The organism is Tabrizicola sp. BL-A-41-H6 (assembly GCF_050632395.1).
Taxonomy (GTDB): domain Bacteria; phylum Pseudomonadota; class Alphaproteobacteria; order Rhodobacterales; family Rhodobacteraceae; genus JAUYQR01.
In genome coordinates this window covers 3,191,210-3,206,638 of record NZ_CP192600.1, presented here as the reverse complement: position 1 = coordinate 3,206,638, position 15,429 = coordinate 3,191,210, and the positions used below count along the sequence as shown (strand labels likewise).

General features: G+C 66.1%; 13 protein-coding genes. 7 read left to right on the top strand and 6 right to left on the bottom strand.

Annotation, left to right across the window (positions count from 1 at the left end; translation table 11 throughout):
• Positions 1-31: 31 nt before the first annotated feature.
• The 3 genes from ACROUL_RS15690 to ACROUL_RS15680 form a co-directional block, all read right to left on the bottom strand.
• Complete coding sequence (locus ACROUL_RS15690) at positions 32-1,468, bottom strand: amidase (protein ID WP_431300387.1); 1,437 nt, start codon at positions 1,466-1,468, stop codon at positions 32-34.
• A gap of 103 nt (positions 1,469-1,571) precedes the next feature.
• A complete protein-coding gene (locus ACROUL_RS15685; protein WP_431300386.1) occupies positions 1,572-3,263 on the bottom strand; it encodes a response regulator in 1,692 nt (563 codons plus the stop codon).
• Between the two features lie 78 nt (positions 3,264-3,341).
• Positions 3,342-3,650, bottom strand: a complete 309-nt coding sequence (locus tag ACROUL_RS15680; RefSeq protein ID WP_431300385.1) for a DUF6476 family protein — start codon at positions 3,648-3,650, stop codon at positions 3,342-3,344.
• A 46-nt stretch (positions 3,651-3,696) separates the two neighbouring features.
• On the opposite strand from ACROUL_RS15680, the gene ACROUL_RS15675 reads away from it, so the two are divergent.
• The 7 genes from ACROUL_RS15675 (at position 3,697) to ACROUL_RS15645 (ending at position 10,784) form a co-directional block, all read left to right on the top strand.
• Positions 3,697-4,710: an RluA family pseudouridine synthase gene (locus ACROUL_RS15675; RefSeq protein ID WP_431301324.1), complete on the top strand. Its 1,014-nt coding sequence runs from the start codon at positions 3,697-3,699 to the stop codon at positions 4,708-4,710.
• Positions 4,711-4,941: 231 nt separating this feature from the next.
• On the top strand, positions 4,942-5,838 hold the full coding sequence (gene rpoH / locus ACROUL_RS15670) for an RNA polymerase sigma factor RpoH (RefSeq protein ID WP_431300384.1): 897 nt from the start codon (positions 4,942-4,944) through the stop codon (positions 5,836-5,838).
• Between the two features lie 113 nt (positions 5,839-5,951).
• Entirely contained in the window at positions 5,952-6,644 is a 693-nt protein-coding gene (locus tag ACROUL_RS15665; RefSeq protein WP_431300383.1) for a phosphatidylserine decarboxylase, read from the top strand.
• Positions 6,645-7,397: a CDP-diacylglycerol--serine O-phosphatidyltransferase gene (gene pssA, locus ACROUL_RS15660; protein WP_431300382.1), complete on the top strand. Its 753-nt coding sequence runs from the start codon at positions 6,645-6,647 to the stop codon at positions 7,395-7,397.
• A gap of 93 nt (positions 7,398-7,490) precedes the next feature.
• On the top strand, positions 7,491-8,474 hold the full coding sequence (locus tag ACROUL_RS15655; RefSeq protein ID WP_431300381.1) for a Gfo/Idh/MocA family protein: 984 nt from the start codon (positions 7,491-7,493) through the stop codon (positions 8,472-8,474).
• A 182-nt stretch (positions 8,475-8,656) separates the two neighbouring features.
• Complete coding sequence (locus ACROUL_RS15650) at positions 8,657-9,508, top strand: cobalamin B12-binding domain-containing protein (protein ID WP_431300380.1); 852 nt, start codon at positions 8,657-8,659, stop codon at positions 9,506-9,508.
• Between the two features lie 151 nt (positions 9,509-9,659).
• Positions 9,660-10,784, top strand: a complete 1,125-nt coding sequence (locus ACROUL_RS15645; RefSeq protein ID WP_431300379.1) for a S1C family serine protease — start codon at positions 9,660-9,662, stop codon at positions 10,782-10,784.
• Here ACROUL_RS15645 and ACROUL_RS15640 read toward each other — a convergent pair whose 3' ends face one another.
• From ACROUL_RS15640 to ACROUL_RS15630, 3 genes are all read right to left on the bottom strand, one after another.
• Positions 10,785-12,605, bottom strand: coding sequence for a M3 family oligoendopeptidase (locus tag ACROUL_RS15640; RefSeq protein ID WP_431300378.1), 1,821 nt, complete (start codon positions 12,603-12,605; stop codon positions 10,785-10,787). It abuts the gene before it with no gap.
• An 80-nt stretch (positions 12,606-12,685) separates the two neighbouring features.
• Positions 12,686-14,311: an ATP-dependent DNA ligase gene (locus ACROUL_RS15635; protein WP_431300377.1), complete on the bottom strand. Its 1,626-nt coding sequence runs from the start codon at positions 14,309-14,311 to the stop codon at positions 12,686-12,688.
• Positions 14,308-15,309, bottom strand: a complete 1,002-nt coding sequence (locus ACROUL_RS15630; RefSeq protein ID WP_431300376.1) for a ligase-associated DNA damage response exonuclease — start codon at positions 15,307-15,309, stop codon at positions 14,308-14,310. Before ACROUL_RS15630 ends, ACROUL_RS15635 begins: the two co-directional genes overlap by 4 nt.
• Positions 15,310-15,429: the final 120 nt, after the last annotated feature.

Sequence of the window (15,429 nt, the reverse complement as noted above, 5' to 3'; positions counted from 1 at the left end):
GTTCATGCGTATGCAAGCAATTCCTGCGCTGTCAGCCTGCCATCGGCGCGCGGCGGGTGGCCCAGGGGGCGGCACGCTCTAGTTCGGCGCAAAGGGCGATCAGGTCCTCGTCGGCGCCGAACGGGGCGGCGAGGTGGATGCCGATGGGCAGGCCCTCTGCGGAGATGGCAAGGGGCAGCGAGGCCGCGGGTTGGCCCGAGGCGTTGAACACGGCGCAGAACGGGGAATAGGCGAAGATGCCTTCGGGGCCGGTGCGGTAGGCGACGTAATCTTCGGTCGCATGGCTGAAGCGGCCGACGCGGGCGGGCGGTTCGGCGAGGGTGGCGGAGAGGAGGATATCGGGGCCGGTGTCGAAGTAGCCGGCCATCTGGCGACCGAAGGCGTGGATCTCGCCCACCGCTTGCAGGTAGCGGGTGGGGTGCAGGGTTTCAGCGTGGGCGACTGCGCCGCGCCCGACGCCTTCGACAAGGTCATCGGTGAGGGGGCGGCCTTTCAGGGCGGAGCGGATGCCAAGCGCGGTGCCGACGGCGACGATATCGGTCCAGGCGCGCATCATCATTGGCACGTCCGCCGTGGGGCGGCCCGGTTCGACGAGGTGGCCGAGGCTTTCGATGAGGCGGGCAGCGGCGTGGACGGCGTCGCGGACCTGCGGGTCGATCGGCTCGCCGGTGAGGGTGGTGTCGCAAACTGCCACGCGCAGGCGGCGGGGCGGGCGGCTGATGGCTTGGGCATGGCCCTTGGACAGCGGAGGCGCCCAGTAGGGTGCGCCGAGGTCGGCACCTTCGCAAGCGTCGAGCATCGTGGCGGTGTCGCGGACCGAGCGGGTCAGGAAGCCGTCGATCGCCATGCCGGCCCAGCCTTCGCCGGCGTAGGGGCCATCGGGCAGGCGGGCGCGGGTGGGCTTGAAGCCGAAAAGGCCGCAAGACGAGGCGGGTATGCGGACCGATCCGCCGCCGTCGGAGCCGTGGGCAAAGGCGACGATCCCGGCGGCCACTGCAGCGCCCGCGCCACCGGAGGAGCCGCCGGAGGTGTGGTCAGGGTTCCACGGGTTGCGGGTGGGGCCGCCGTAGACGGCGGATTCGGTCGCGGCGCCGATGCCGCCTTCGGGGCTGGTGGTGCGGCCGAAGGTGACCACGCCGGTGGCCTTGATGCGGCTGAAGATCGCAGAGTCGCCGGGGTAGGTGGTGTTGCGCAGCAGACGCGAGCCGTTGTGGGACGGGAAATCCTTCGCCTCGATCCCGAGGTCCTTGATCAGGAAGGGCACGCCGCGGAACGGGCCGGGCGGCAGGCCTTCGGCAATGGCGCGGCGGGCGGCGGGTTCGTTCAGCAGCACGACCGCGTTGATCGCCGGGTTGCGCGATTCGACCGCAGCGAGGGCCGCATCCAGAAGCTCGGTCGGCGTAACCTCGCCCTTTGCAACAAGCCCCGCAAGTTCGGTTGCGTCTGTTGCCCCAAGATCACCGATCATCGCTGCCTCCTGCCTATTTGTTTGGCGGCAGACTGGCACCGCCACCGGGCAAGTGCCACCTCATACCGGCGCTTGCGGTGTCGGTTTTTGCCGGTCGCTTCGCTTAGCCCGACAGGTGGCGGAAGAGTTCGCGGTGAAGGTCGTCCAGCGACAGGGGCTTTGGCAGATATCCGTCAAGCCCCTGCGCCTCGATCATCGCCTTTTGCGCGGGCATCGCGTCGGCGGTCATGGCAACGACGGGAACCCGCGCCGAGGCGCCCTGCATGGTGCGGATCGCCCGGAAGGTGGCAAAGCCGTCAAGGTCCGGCATGTTCATGTCCAAAAGCACGAGGTCGACACGGTCACGCGCCAGCACGTCAAGCGCCTGCCGCCCGCCATCGGCTTCGATCACCCGCGCGGACAATCGTTGCAGGGCGATGGTGGCCACCATCCGGTTGGTGGCGATGTCGTCGACCACCAGAATCGTGCGCCCGGCAAGATCGGGGGGCGAGACGACGCGGCTGGTGGCTTCTTCGGCGGCGGGCAGGGCAAGGGCGGTCAGGCGGAAGGTGGCGCCCCGTGCGGTTGGCAACAGGATCAGGTCGCCGTGCATCTGGCGGGCCAGCGACCGGCTGATCGCAAGCCCGAGGCCAGTGCCGGGGCTGGTCGGGCTGAGCTTGCGGAACGGTTCGAACACGGCCTCGCGCAGCGCGGCGGGGATGCCGGGGCCGGTGTCGGCCACGTCGATCTGCAACAGATGCCCATCGACGCGGGCCGACAGCCTGATCCCGCCCTTGGTGACGTGCTTGATGGCGTTGCTGACAAGGTTGATCAGGCATTGGCGCAGGCGCTGCGGATCAAGCACCAGCCGGGCGGGCATATCGCGGTCGAAGTCGAGGTCGAGCGACAGGTTCAGCGCGGTGGTCTGGTGGCTGAAGGTGGCGACGACCGACTGCAGTTCGGCCCGCACGTCCACCGGCCGGGGCCGCAGCACCAGACGGCCATCGGTGATCGCCGACAGGTCAAGCACATCATCAAGCACGACGGCCAGCCCGCGGGCTGAAGCGACCAAAGTGTCCAGCCGCGTGCGCGATGCGGGGTTGGTGGCGGCGCCCGCCTCGATCTGGCCAAGGCCGATTATGGCGTTCAGGGGGGTGCGCAGTTCGTGGCTCATCTCGGCAAGAAAGCGGCTTTTGGCATCGTCGGCGGCGCGGGCCGCGGCCTGGCCATCGGCGGTCGCGCGGTGCAGCTGGTGGTTCGAGAGCATGGCGACATAGGCATAGCCAAGCCCGCCGACGATGCCGGCCGTGCTGATGCAGAACCCCGGCAGGCTGCCCTCTGGCAGCCAATGCATGACGTTCGCCGCAAACGATGTTGCCGCCAGCGTCGCAAGGCCAGCGAGGCCGTACGGCAGGTGAACCGAGCGGACCGTGGCAAGGTGCAGCGCTGTCGACATCACGATGCCCACAGCCAAGGGGCCGGCGTACTGGTCTTGCGACTGCCAGACCAGACCGCCCGCGATGGCAAGCGAGCCTTCGACGACAACCACAAGCAGTAGGGTGGCACGATAAAGGCCGGGCTGGCTGAGCGGATCCAGGCCCCGGAGCATCCGCAGGTTCGCATACTCGCAGGCACCGTAGACGCAGGCGAGGCCTGCGAGAAGGACCGGGTCGACGTAAATCCCGCAAAGCCCGAAGGCGAACAGGGTCAGGCAGATGCGCTGCCACTTCTCGCGGTCGAGGATTTCCGACTGACGACGCAATTCCTCGCGGAACTGGTCGGGCGCGGCCATGCTGAGCGCTGGGGAGAGGGTCAAGGCAGGGCAGGTCCTTCCGCTTTGATCGCGCCGGATCAGCTATGGCCCGCTGGCGCTGCCGGTCAAGAGTTTTGCGGATCAGCGCGTCAGGCGGACTTCCTGACGCAGCGCGCCGTCCGTGTCGAAGATCAGGATGCGGTCGTCGCTGGTCACCACCGCGATCCAGCCGGTGCCGAAGGTGACGGCGGCCGGGCGGGCGCCGTCGGGCAGGGTGATCGTTTCGGGCAGCGCGGGGGTGGTGGGCACGAAGGCTGTCGGCATCCGGGTGACAATCAGCGTCACCACGGTTATGACACCGCCGATCATGGTTAGGGTCAGCACGATGACCAGCCATTTCAGCAGGCGCAGGCTGGGTGGCAGAACCTCGGCTTCAGGAGTGTCGGACATGGCGGGGCCTTTCGAAGTCGAGGACGGGGACGATGCTGACACCGGCATGGCCAGCCTAGCGGTGACGATCGGCGAGGGCGCGGCCGTGCGCCTTGATAAGGCGCTTGCGGCGGCGGTGCCAGAGGCAGCCGCGCTGTCCCGGTCGCGGCTGATGCGGATGATTGCGGAAGGTGCGGTCAGCCGGGACGGGGTGGCGGTGACCGACCCGAAGGCCAAGGTCGCTGAGGGCGAGGTTTACGAGATCAGGCTGGACCCGGCGGTGTCGGTCGATACGCTGCCGGAGGACATTCCGCTGGCAGTGGTCTGGGAGGACGCCGACCTGATCGTGATCGACAAACCGGCGGGGATGGTGGTGCATCCGGCGCCGGGGTCGCCGTCGGGAACGCTGGTCAACGCGCTGCTGGCGCACTGCGGCGACACGCTGTCGGGGATCGGCGGCGAGCGGCGGCCGGGGATCGTGCACCGGATCGACAAGGACACGACGGGCCTTCTGGTGGTGGCGAAATCCGACCGGGCGCATCACGGGCTTGCCGCGCAGTTCGAGGCGCATACGGTGAACCGCCGCTATCTGGCCGTGGTGCATGGCGTGCCGGCGGTCGGCGATCCGCGACTGCGCGGCTTGCGCGGGGTCAATGTCGAGGCGGGCGGGGTGATCCGCATCGCCACGGGGCTGGCGCGCCACAAGACCGACCGGCAGCGGCAGGCGGTAGTGTGGGAACAGGGCCGCCACGCCGTCACGCGCACCCGGGTGATCGAGGCGTTCGCGGATCAGGCGGCGCTGGTGGAATGCTGGCTGGAAACCGGGCGGACGCATCAGATCCGGGTGCATCTGGCCTATGCCGGGCACGGGTTGGTGGGCGACCAGACCTATGGCGGCAAGAAGCGCTTGTCGGAAAAGGTGCTGGGGCCGTCGGCCGAGGCGGGGAACACATTTCCGCGGCAGGCGTTGCATGCGGCAACGCTTGGGTTCGTGCATCCGGTGACGGGCGAGGAACTGGAGTTCACCTCGCCGTTGCCTGCCGACATCGAGGCGCTGCTGGCGGGATTGCGCGGCGAGTGACGCATCGGGCGCGGTCGTTCATCGGATGCCTACCCGGCAGTGACATGAACCGAAGCGAACAGTGACAATCGCGTGAACGCAATGTCACAGGGCTTCACATAGGCGGGCGGGAGAGCGATCTACACGTCAACGGGACTGAAGTTATCCCGCACTTGCATGCGCGCGATGCAGGTCTTAACTTGCGCGATCTTCCCGGGGGCGCTGACGCACCGGGACTGAAAAGGGGGCACCATGAGCACCTACACCAACCTACCCGCACCAAGCCCGGAACAGGGGCTGAACCGCTACATGCAGGAAATCCGCAAGTTTCCCCTGCTGGAGCCGGAAGAAGAATACATGCTGGCCAAGCGCTGGGTGGACCATCAGGATACCGAAGCCGCGCACAGGATGGTCACCAGCCACCTGCGGCTGGCGGCCAAGATCGCGATGGGCTACCGCGGCTATGGGTTGCCGCAGGCCGAGGTGATTTCCGAGGCGAACGTCGGCCTGATGCAGGCGGTGAAGCGGTTCGACCCGGAAAAGGGTTTCCGCCTTGCCACCTATGCGATGTGGTGGATTCGGGCGTCGATTCAGGAATACATCCTGCGGTCGTGGAGCCTGGTGAAGCTGGGCACCACAAGTGCGCAGAAAAAGCTGTTCTTCAACCTGCGCAAGGCCAAGGCCAAGGTCGGCGCTTTGGAAGAAGGCGATCTGCGCCCCGAAAACGTGGCGCGCATCGCGACCGAGTTGAACGTGACCGAATCCGAAGTCATCGACATGAACCGGCGGTTGTCGGGGTCGGATGCCAGCCTGAACGCCACGGTCGGGTCGGACGGTGACAGTTCCACCCAGTGGCAGGACTGGCTTGAGGACGAGGACAGCGATCAGGCCGAACACTACGCTGAAAAGGACGAACTGGACGCCCGCCGCGCGCTTCTGGTGCAGGCGATGGCCGTGCTGAACGACCGTGAGAAAGACATCCTGATGCAGCGCCGCCTTTCGGAAGAGCCGGTGACGCTGGAAGACCTTTCGGAAAGCTATGGCGTCAGCCGCGAGCGGATCCGCCAGATCGAGGTCAGGGCGTTTGAAAAGCTGCAAGGCAAGATGCGCGAACTGGCGCGCGGCAAGGGCATGATGATCCCGGCGTAAAGCCGGGGTTGTCCCCTGACAGTCCTGAGCCGGTTGCCGCCCAAGTTGCGTTTGTGCGGCGGCCGGCGAGGGAAAAGATTGATTGCCGCCGCTGGCAGGGGTAGGAGGCGCGCATGAGAATGATCGATACCTTTGTAAAGCCGATGCACCCCGAGGGCATCAAGTTCGTCGCGATCTTTGCGGCGGTGACGCTGGTGCTGTTCTGGCTGTGGGAGCCGCTTGGCTGGGTGGGCGTGGGCCTGACTGTCTGGTGCTACTATTTCTTCCGCGATCCGAAGCGGTCGGTACCGGTGAACACCGGGCTGCTGGTCAGCCCGGCGGACGGGGTGGTCAGCCTGATCGAACGCGCGGTGCCGCCGGCGGAACTTGGCATGGGGCCAGAGGCGCTGGTGCGGGTGTCGGTGTTCATGTCGGTGTTCAACTGCCATGTGAACCGCGCGCCGATTGCCGGCAAGGTGACGGCGGTCGCCTACCGGCCGGGCAAGTTCTTCAATGCATCGCTGGACAAGGCGTCCGAGGAGAACGAGCGCAATGCGCTGGCAATCGAACTGCCCGATGGTCGGAAGATCGCCGTGGTGCAGATCGCAGGTCTCGTGGCGCGGCGGATCATGTGCTGGGTGAAGCCGGGGCAATCGGTTCGGACCGGTGAACGCTTTGGGCTGATCCGGTTTGGCAGCCGGCTGGACGTCTATCTGCCCGAGGGTGTGGCGCCGCAGGTGGCGCTGGGCCAGACGATGTGCGCGGGCGAGACAGTGATCGCGCTGATCGGGCAGGACGCGCCGACGCGCGAAGCACGGGTTGAATAAGTGTCGCGCGGCATGAAGACCGACGAGCCTCCACGCGAGCTTTTGCTCTTGAAGCTGCTGCCGAACCTTGTGTCGATCCTTGCGCTGTGCGCCGGCTTGACCGCGATCCGATATGCGATTGCCGGAAACTACGGTCTGGCGGTGCTTCTTATCGGCACGGCAGCGGCACTGGACGGGTTGGACGGGCGGCTGGCGCGGATGCTGAAATCCGAAAGCGCGATTGGCGCCGAACTGGATTCCCTGTGCGATAACGTGAACTTCGGCGTCGTTCCTGCGATCGTGCTTTACCTGTGGGGCTTGCGCACCGAGACGAGCCTTGGCTGGATCGCGGTGCTAGTCTACGCCACGTGCTGCATGTTGCGGCTGGCGCGGTTCAACGTCGGGTCGCGGGCGGTTGGAGACGTGGCGGAAAAGACGGTATTCATCGGCGTGCCGTCCCCGGCAGGGGCGATGTTGGTGCTGTCGCCGATGTATCTGTCGTTCATTCCCGCGTCCGGGCTGACCGTTCCGCCGTTTATCATTGCGGGCTGGATGGTTGGGATCGGTGCCCTGATGATCAGCCGGGTCCGCACGCCGTCGCTGAAGCGCATCACGGTGTCCACCGATTACGTGCGCTATGTGCTGGTGGGCGGGGTGGCGCTGGTGGCGGCCTTGCTGACCTATCCTTGGGTGACGCTGTTGACGCTGTCGATGGCGTATTTCTCTGGCATTGTCTGGCTGGCGCTTCGTTCGCTGCGCAAGCCTGCGTCCTGACGATCTTCACCGTCTTGCATGGGTTGAAGCACGCGCCGAATTGCGGTGTTCTGCGCATGGGCGCGCTGCCGCGCGATTGAGGGGGAGATTCGGATGAAAGCTGTTCGTTGGGGTGTGCTTGGCGCCGCCAAATTTGCACGCGAGCACATGGCACCCGCCATTCATGCCGCCGAAGGGGCCGAACTTGCGGCGTTGGCGACCAGCGATCCGGCGAAGGCGGCAGGATTTCAGGCGTTCTGCCCCGGGCTTCGCATCCATTCCACCTATGAGGCGCTGCTGGCCGATCCTGAGATCGACGCGGTCTACATTCCGCTGCCGAACCACATGCATGTCGAATGGACGCTGAAGGCGCTGGCGGCGGGCAAGCATGTGCTGACGGAAAAGCCGATTGCGATGAAAGCGCGCGAGATCGACCAGATTATCGCAGCGCGGGACCGCACCGGGTTGCTGGCGGCTGAAGCTTACATGATCGTGCATCACCCGCAGTGGCAACGGGCGAAGGAATGGCTTGCGGCGGGGGAAATCGGCACGCTCTGCCATGTCGACGCGTCGTTCTCGTTCAACCTGACCGATGGCGACAACATCCGCAACAAGCCCGACACCGGTGGCGGCAGTCTGCGCGATATCGGCGTCTACACCTTTGGTTCGGCCCGGTTCGTGACCAATGCCGAGCCGGTGGAACTGTCGGCCCGAATCCACCGCGAGAACGGGGTGGATGTCTTCGCGCAGGTGGCCGGCGTGATGGAGGGGCCGGGCGGGCGCTATACCTACGGGTCGATGACGTCGATGCGGATGTACAACCGCCAGGTGGTGACGTTTCAGGGCACCAAAGGGATGATCCGGCTGGAAGGCGGGCCGTTCAACGCCAACGTCAACGATCTGGCCGAGGTGGAGCTGCACCAGAACGGCAACCGGGTGACGGTGGAGCGGTTCCCAACCGCCAACCATTACAAGCTGCAAGTCGAGGCCTTTGGCCGCAGCGTCCGCGAGGGCGTGGCCTACCCATGCCCGCTGGAGTTCGTGCGCGGCACTCAAGCGATGATGGACCGCGTCTACGAGGTGGCGGTCGATATCTGACCGCCCGGAAATTCATCACCGCTGCGCACTTTCAGGCTGGCTTGTCACGCCCGCGTGATACAGAGTGTAAACCTGAGGTGACGATTTTTGCAGAGTGACTCGTTCAGAGCAGCCCGCGAATGATAGTTTCGCGGACTGCGTCGACATGGCTCCAGACCCACCCAAGCAGGAGAATTTCGCCAATGTCTGATGAAAGCGAGCTGGTCCGCGGCGAGATGGAGCATCCGGTGGCGCGCGCCCGTACGGTGCTGGAACGGCGGGGCGCCGACCTGCCGGAAGTGGCCTTGAAGGCGCTGGCGCGCGAGGTCATCCTGCGGATCGCGAAAAAGCCGGTCAAGCTTGGCGAGCCAAACGGCCTTTGCCCTGACGATGCCGCGATTGCGGCGCTGTGCGATGCGCTTGTGTCCCCGGACGAACAGATCGCACCGGTTCTGGTGCGGGCGGCGCGGCTGGCGGGGATGTCGGCGGATACGCTTTACTTCGGGTTCATCGCCAAGGCCGTCGCGCTTTTGGGCACGCGCTGGGAACGCGACGAATTGACCGTGTCGGACGTGATCATCGGCGCGGGCCGGGTCTATGGGATTTTGCGCGAACTGCGTACCGTGTTTCTGGCTGAACGCATGCCGCACGCGCCGGGTGCGACCGCCGTCTTTGCCCAGGTTCCGGGCGAGATCCACACGATCGGCGTGACGATGGCCGCCGATGCGCTGCGCCGCAAGGGCTGGGAGATCGACCTGCGGCTGGGCCTGAACCACGACGCGCTGGTCAGCGAGATCGGACGGATGCAGCCGACGATGGTGGGACTGTCCGCCTCGACCCGGCAGCAGACTTTTGCGCTGGCACGGCTGATAGTGGCGCTGCGCGTCTGCTGCCCGCAGGTGTGGATTCTGGTTGCCGGGCAGATCGTGGCGCAAGACAGCCACCTGCGCGACCTTGTCGACGCCGATGCTGTCGCGGCAACGCTGGACGAGGCGACCGCCGCGCTGGGCGAGCATCTGGACGAACTGGCCGAGATGTCACAGCGCCGGGGCTGATGCGCAAACGCAGGCCCGCTTGATCTGCGTCAGGGTAAAGACCGCTTCGTTTCCCTAAACTTCACATGATGCTTCCGTGTGCTTTGGTGCAGGCAGTCGAGACGGCGGGCACGCTGTTTCCGCGACCTGACACCGCAGTTTGGGGATTCACATGCGTTCAGGATTTCTGTGGCGCGCCAGCGCCTTGCTGGCGACCGGCGGGTTCAGCCTGATCTTTTCTGGCGGCGATGCAGGCGCCCAAACCGAGCGATGCAAGCTGTCGGCGGAAGCGGTCTATGAGATGGCCGAACCGAAGGTGGTCGAGATTTTCGCGGATGCGATCAATCCCTTCCGGGTGCGCGACCGCATGCAATACAGCCTCGGGACCGGCTTTCTTTTCGGGGAGGGCGTGGTCGTCACCAATTATCATGTGATCGCGGATGCCCAGCGGGTCGATGTGTTTGACGGCACAGGATACTGGGGCGCGGAAATTCTGGGGATCGACCCGCTGCTTGACATTGCCGTGCTGAACGTCCCGTTTCTGATGGCGACTGCCGACCCGCTGGAGCCCGCGCCGACAGGGACAACCAAAGTCGGGCAGGATGTCTTTGCGATCGGGTTTCCGCGCGGGATCGGCAAGACGATCACCCACGGCATCGTGACGGGAACCGGGCGGGTGCTGGGAGATTCGACCAGCAGCTGGCTTAGCCCGTTTGTGCAGACGGACGCCACGGTCAATTCAGGCAATTCCGGCGGGCCGCTTCTGGATGATTGCGGGCGCGTCATCGGCCTGGTGAGCCGGGCGTCTGAGCCCGGGCTGGCGGAAAACATCGCCTTTGCGCTTCCGGTCGATGTACTGGCGCCCATCGTCAAGGAAATCGCGGCGACGGGCCATGTCGCGCGGGCATGGCACGGGATTTATGGCCAGATGGTCGAACCGCCGGTGCTGGCCATTCTGGGCATCCCGCCGGACCTTTGGGACGAGTATCGCGGTTTTCTTGTCGAAACCATCGAACCCGGCAGCGCCGCCGACGAGATCGGCTTGGTGGGTGGCGACTTTCCGGTGCAGTTCGGCGGCCATCCCTTCCTGATCGGCGGCGACATCATTACCGAGGTCAATGGCGTGCCGATCACCGATTTGACGACCGCACTTGATGTCGTGCGCAATCTCGCCGTCGGCGAAACCGTCACGATCGTTTACAAGCGCGGCCCCGACACCATGTCTGCCAGCGTCATCCTGAAGGAACGCCCTATCATGGAAGCCGATCTGGACCAATTCCGGCAGTTGGGCCGCTGATCAGGCCTCCATCGCCTCCAGTTCGTCGATGAAGCCCGCGATCATGCTGAGGCCCTGATCCCAGAACCTCGGGTCCGAGGCATCAAGGCCGAAGGGGGCGAGCAGTTCCTTGTGGTGCTTGGAGCCGCCTGCCTTCAGCATGTCGAAGTACTTTTCCTCGAACCCCGGCAGGCCGGACTGGTAGGCCGCGTAAAGCGCGTTCACCAACCCGTCGCCGAAGGCATAGGCGTAAACGTAGAAGGGCGAATGCACGAAGTGCGGGATATAGGCCCAGAAGGTTTCATACCCGTCCATGAATTCGAAAGCGTCGCCAAGGGATTGTGCCTGGATGCTCATCCACAGCGCGTTGATATCGTCGGGCGTCAACTCGCCTTGGGCGCGGGCGGCGTGCAGCTTGCATTCGAAGTCGTAGAAGGCGATCTGGCGCACGACGGTGTTGATCATGTCCTCGACCTTGCCGGCCAGCAGGGTCTTGCGTTCGGAGGGTGTCTTGGCTGCATCCAGAAGCTTGCGGAAGGTCAGCATCTCGCCAAAGACGCTGGCGGTTTCGGCCAAGGTGAGGGGGGTTGAGGACAGAAGTTCGCCTTGCCCCGCGGCCAGCACCTGATGCACGCCGTGGCCCAGTTCATGCGCCAAGGTCATCACGTCGCGCGGTTTGCCGAGGTAATTGAGCATGACGTAAGGGTGCACGGTGGTGACGGTCGGGTGGGCGAAGGCGCCGGGCGCCTTTCCGGGCTTTACCCCGGCGTCGATCCAGCCCTTCTCGAAGAACGGCTTGGCAAGGTCGGCCATCCGCGGGTCGAAGGCCGCATAGGCGTCCATCACCGTTGCCGTCGCGGTGGGCCAGTCGACCAGCTTGGGCGCTTCCGTCGGCAGGGGGGCGTTGCGGTCCCAGACCTGCAGCTTCTCCAGCCCCATCCACTTCGCCTTCAGCCGGTAGTAGCGATGGGAAAGCTTCGGGTAGGCCGCGACCACGGCATTGCGCAGCGCCTCGACCACCTCCGGCTCGACGTGGTTCGCCAGATGCCGGCCATGCTGCGGCGATGGCATCTTGCGCCAGCGGTCGTGGATTTCCTTTTCCTTGGCCAGCGTGTTGTGGACGCGCGCGAACAGCTTGATGTGGCGGTCAAAGACCACGGCCAGCGCCCGTGCCGCCGCCTCGCGCTTGGTGCGTGTCTGGTCGGTCAGAAGGTTCAGCGTGGCTTCAAGGTTGAGGGGTTCCTCCTCGCCCGCCACGTCGAACATCAGGCCCGCCATCGTCTCGTCGAACAGCCGGTTCCACGCGGCGGCACCTACGACGCTTTCGTCATGCAGGAAGCGTTCCAGTTCGTCCGACAACTGATGCGGGCGCATCGCGCGCATCCGGTCGAACACCGGCTTGTAGCGGGCGAGGGCCGCGTTGGCGGCCATAAGACGCGCGAGATGGTCATCGTCCAGCCGGTTGAATTCAAGGCTGAAGAACACGAGGGGCGTCGTTAAGGTGGTCACCTTGTCCTGCGCGTCGGCCATGAATTTGGCGCGGTCGCTGTCCATCGTGTTCTGGTAATAACGCAGGCCCGCGTAAGACATGATCCGCCCGGCGGTGATGTCGATCTTCTCGTTCGCCACGATACAGTCCAGCATCGCAGGCGCGTCCAGCGTCGCCAGCTTGCCTTCGTAGGTAGCGGCGAAATCGGTGCATGCTTTTTCCAGCCAGGCCATGTCGCGGGCGAATTCGGGCGCGTCGGGGCTGGGGTAAAGGTCGGTCAGGTCCCAATCGGGCAGGGAGCCGAAGCCTCCACCGGTGGCGTTCGCGTCGAAAACGGGGCGTGGCAGGGTCATGGCGTCCTCATCGGTCTGGTGTATGGGTCATCTAGGGTCGAAGGCCGGCCTGCTGCAAGGCTGCAAGGGCTTTCCCCTTCTCAAATATCCTCGGGGAGGTCCGGAGGGGCAGACAGCCCCTCCGGCGCTGTCCGCAAGAGCGCCCGCAGGGACGCGATGCTATCGATGTCCGCCACGCCCTTGTCGCGCCGCCAGCGCACCATGCGCGGGAACCGAAGAGCGATGCCGGACTTGTGGCGCGGGCTTTCCTGGATGCCTTCGAAGGCGATCTCGAACACAAGGTCGGCGGGCACCTTTCTGACGGGGCCAAAGCGTTCCAGCGTGTGCGATTGCACCCAGCGGGTGATTTCGGCGAACTCGGCGTCGGTCAGGCCGGAATAGGCCTTGGTGAACGGCACAAGGTCGTTGCCGTCACGGATGCCGAAGGTGAAGTCGGTAAAAAGGTTCGCCCGCCTCCCGTGGCCGGCCTGAGCGTAAAGCATCACCGCATCGATTGACCAGGGGTCGAGCTTCCATTTCCACCAGTCGCCGCGCTTGCGGCCCGCGTGGTAGACCGAGGTCGCGCGCTTCAGCATCAAGCCTTCGGCCTCTTCGGTGCGGGCGGTGGCGCGGGTGGCGGCGAGCGCGTCCCAGGTGTCAAAGGTCAGCGCGGGCGACAGCGACAAGGGAAGGCCGGGCGGCAGGGCGGCGATCATCTCGGTCAGCCGCGCCCGGCGAAAGGACAGGGGGGCTGCGCGCAGGTCGGTGCCGGCGTCTTCCAGAAGGTCATAGGCCAGCAGGTGGGCGGGGGCGCTGGCGAGCAGGCTTTTCGGCACGGTCTTGCGGCCGATGCGTTTTTGCAAGGCGGCGAAGGGCAGGGGACGGGTGCCGCCCCACGCGACGATCTCGGCGTCGATCACGGTGCCGTCGGGAAGGAAATCCGTCAGGGTGGCGAACTCGGGGAAGCGGTCGTTGATCAGTTCCTCGCCCCGCGACCACAGCGCAAAGGCGCCGGGGCGGTGGATCAGCTGGCCGCGGATGCCGTCCCATTTCCATTCGGCCACCCAGTCAGCGGGCGCCCCGAGGGTGTCGGGCGCGGCCTCGAGCTGGCTGGCCAGCGCAAAGGGATAGGGGCGCGCATCGCCGCCCGCGTCGCCGCCGATCAGGTCGTCGAACCGGGTGCGGGCGGGATCCCAGTTGCCCATCAGGCGGTGGGCGAGGGTTGCCTCTTCTACCCCGGTCGCAAGACTGAGCGCGCGTGTCAGCAGGCCCTGCGCTACACCCATCCGAAAGCCGCCGGTGATAAGCTTGTTGAACAGGAAGCGTTCCACGGGCGGCAGGGTGCGCCAAGCCTCCAGCACGGCGGCGCGGCGGGTGTCGGCGCGCTGGCCGGTCAGCCGAAGAAGCGCGGTGATCGTGTCGGCAAGGCTGGGGCTGTCGGTGCCAAGCGCAGGCGGCAGGACAAGAGCGATGGTTTCGGCAAGGTCGCCGACGATGGTGTAGCTTTCCTCGAACAGCCAGTCGGGGATGCCCGCCACCTCGGCCGCCCAGAGGCGAAGTTCGGTGGCGTTGACCGCGCGCTTCGGGCGGCGGCCTGTCAGAAGGGCGATGGTCCAGACCCGGTCCGCCTGGGGCGCGGTGCGGAAATAGGCGGTCAGGGCGGCGGTCTTCTCGCCCGTCTTCGTCGTGCTGTCGAGGGCCGAGAAGAGGGTGGCGAAGGTCTTCATGCCTCGGCCTCCTCGACGTCGTCACCGGTGAAGCGGGTGTCTACGATGCCCGCGTCGTAGCCTTGGGTTTCCAGCCAATGGCGGAAAGGCGCGGTGTAGCCGTGGGTGACGAACACGCGGCTGGCGCCGGTAGCGTGGATGGCGGTGTTCAGGCCATCCCAGTCAGCGTGGTCGGACAGGGCAAATCCGGTGCCAAGGCTGCGGCGGCGGCGGATGCCGCGCACCGCCATCCAGCCCGAGGCGAAGGCTTCGTCCGATGGGCCGAAGCGGCCCGCCCAAGCCGAGCCGAGGGCGGCGGGCGGGGCGATGACGATGGCACCGGGATGGGTTTTGGCGGTGACCTCGGGCGTGACGCGGATGGTGTCGGGCAGGGGGTAGCCCTGGGCGCGGAGGATCGAGGTGATCTCCTCCACCGCGCCGTGGGTGAGGATCGGGCCGAGTGCGGGCAGGCCAGCCATCAGGCGCTGCGCCTTGCCGAAGGAATAAGCGCCGAGGATCGAGGTCTTGCCTTCGGCGGCGTTCGCCTCCCACCAGCGGGCGATCTGCTTCATGATCAGGGGCTGCGGCTGCCACCGGAAGACGGGCAGGCCGAACGTGCATTCGGAGATGAAGGCGTGGCAGGGGACCGGCTCGAACTGTTCGGCGAGGCCGTCGGGTTCGGTCTTGTAATCGCCCGAGACGACCCAGACCTCGCCCGCCACCTCGACCCTGATCTGGGCGGAACCGGGGACGTGGCCGGCGGGGTGGAAGGAGACGGTGGCGCTGCCGATCTGGCGGCGCTGGCCGTAGGGGATGCCTTCGGCGGTGATCTCGCCCAGCCGTTTGCGGATTATCGGCAGCGCCTGATCGGTGGCGAGGTAGGACCCCATCCCCCAGCGGGCGTGGTCGGAGTGGCCGTGGGTGATGAGGGCGCGGGCCACCGGGCGCCACGGGTCGACGTGGAAATCGCCCGCCGGGCAGTAGATGCCGCTGTCGGTGAAGGTGAGGACGTTTGCCATGTTTGAAGGGTAGTGCGGCGGGGCTGCTGCACAAGAGCTTCGGCAGGGACTTGCCGGTCGAAAGGCGTTGCGAGCCGACTCTGGAGCGTGGTTAGAGTTTGGCGGCGGCGAAGGGTGGCG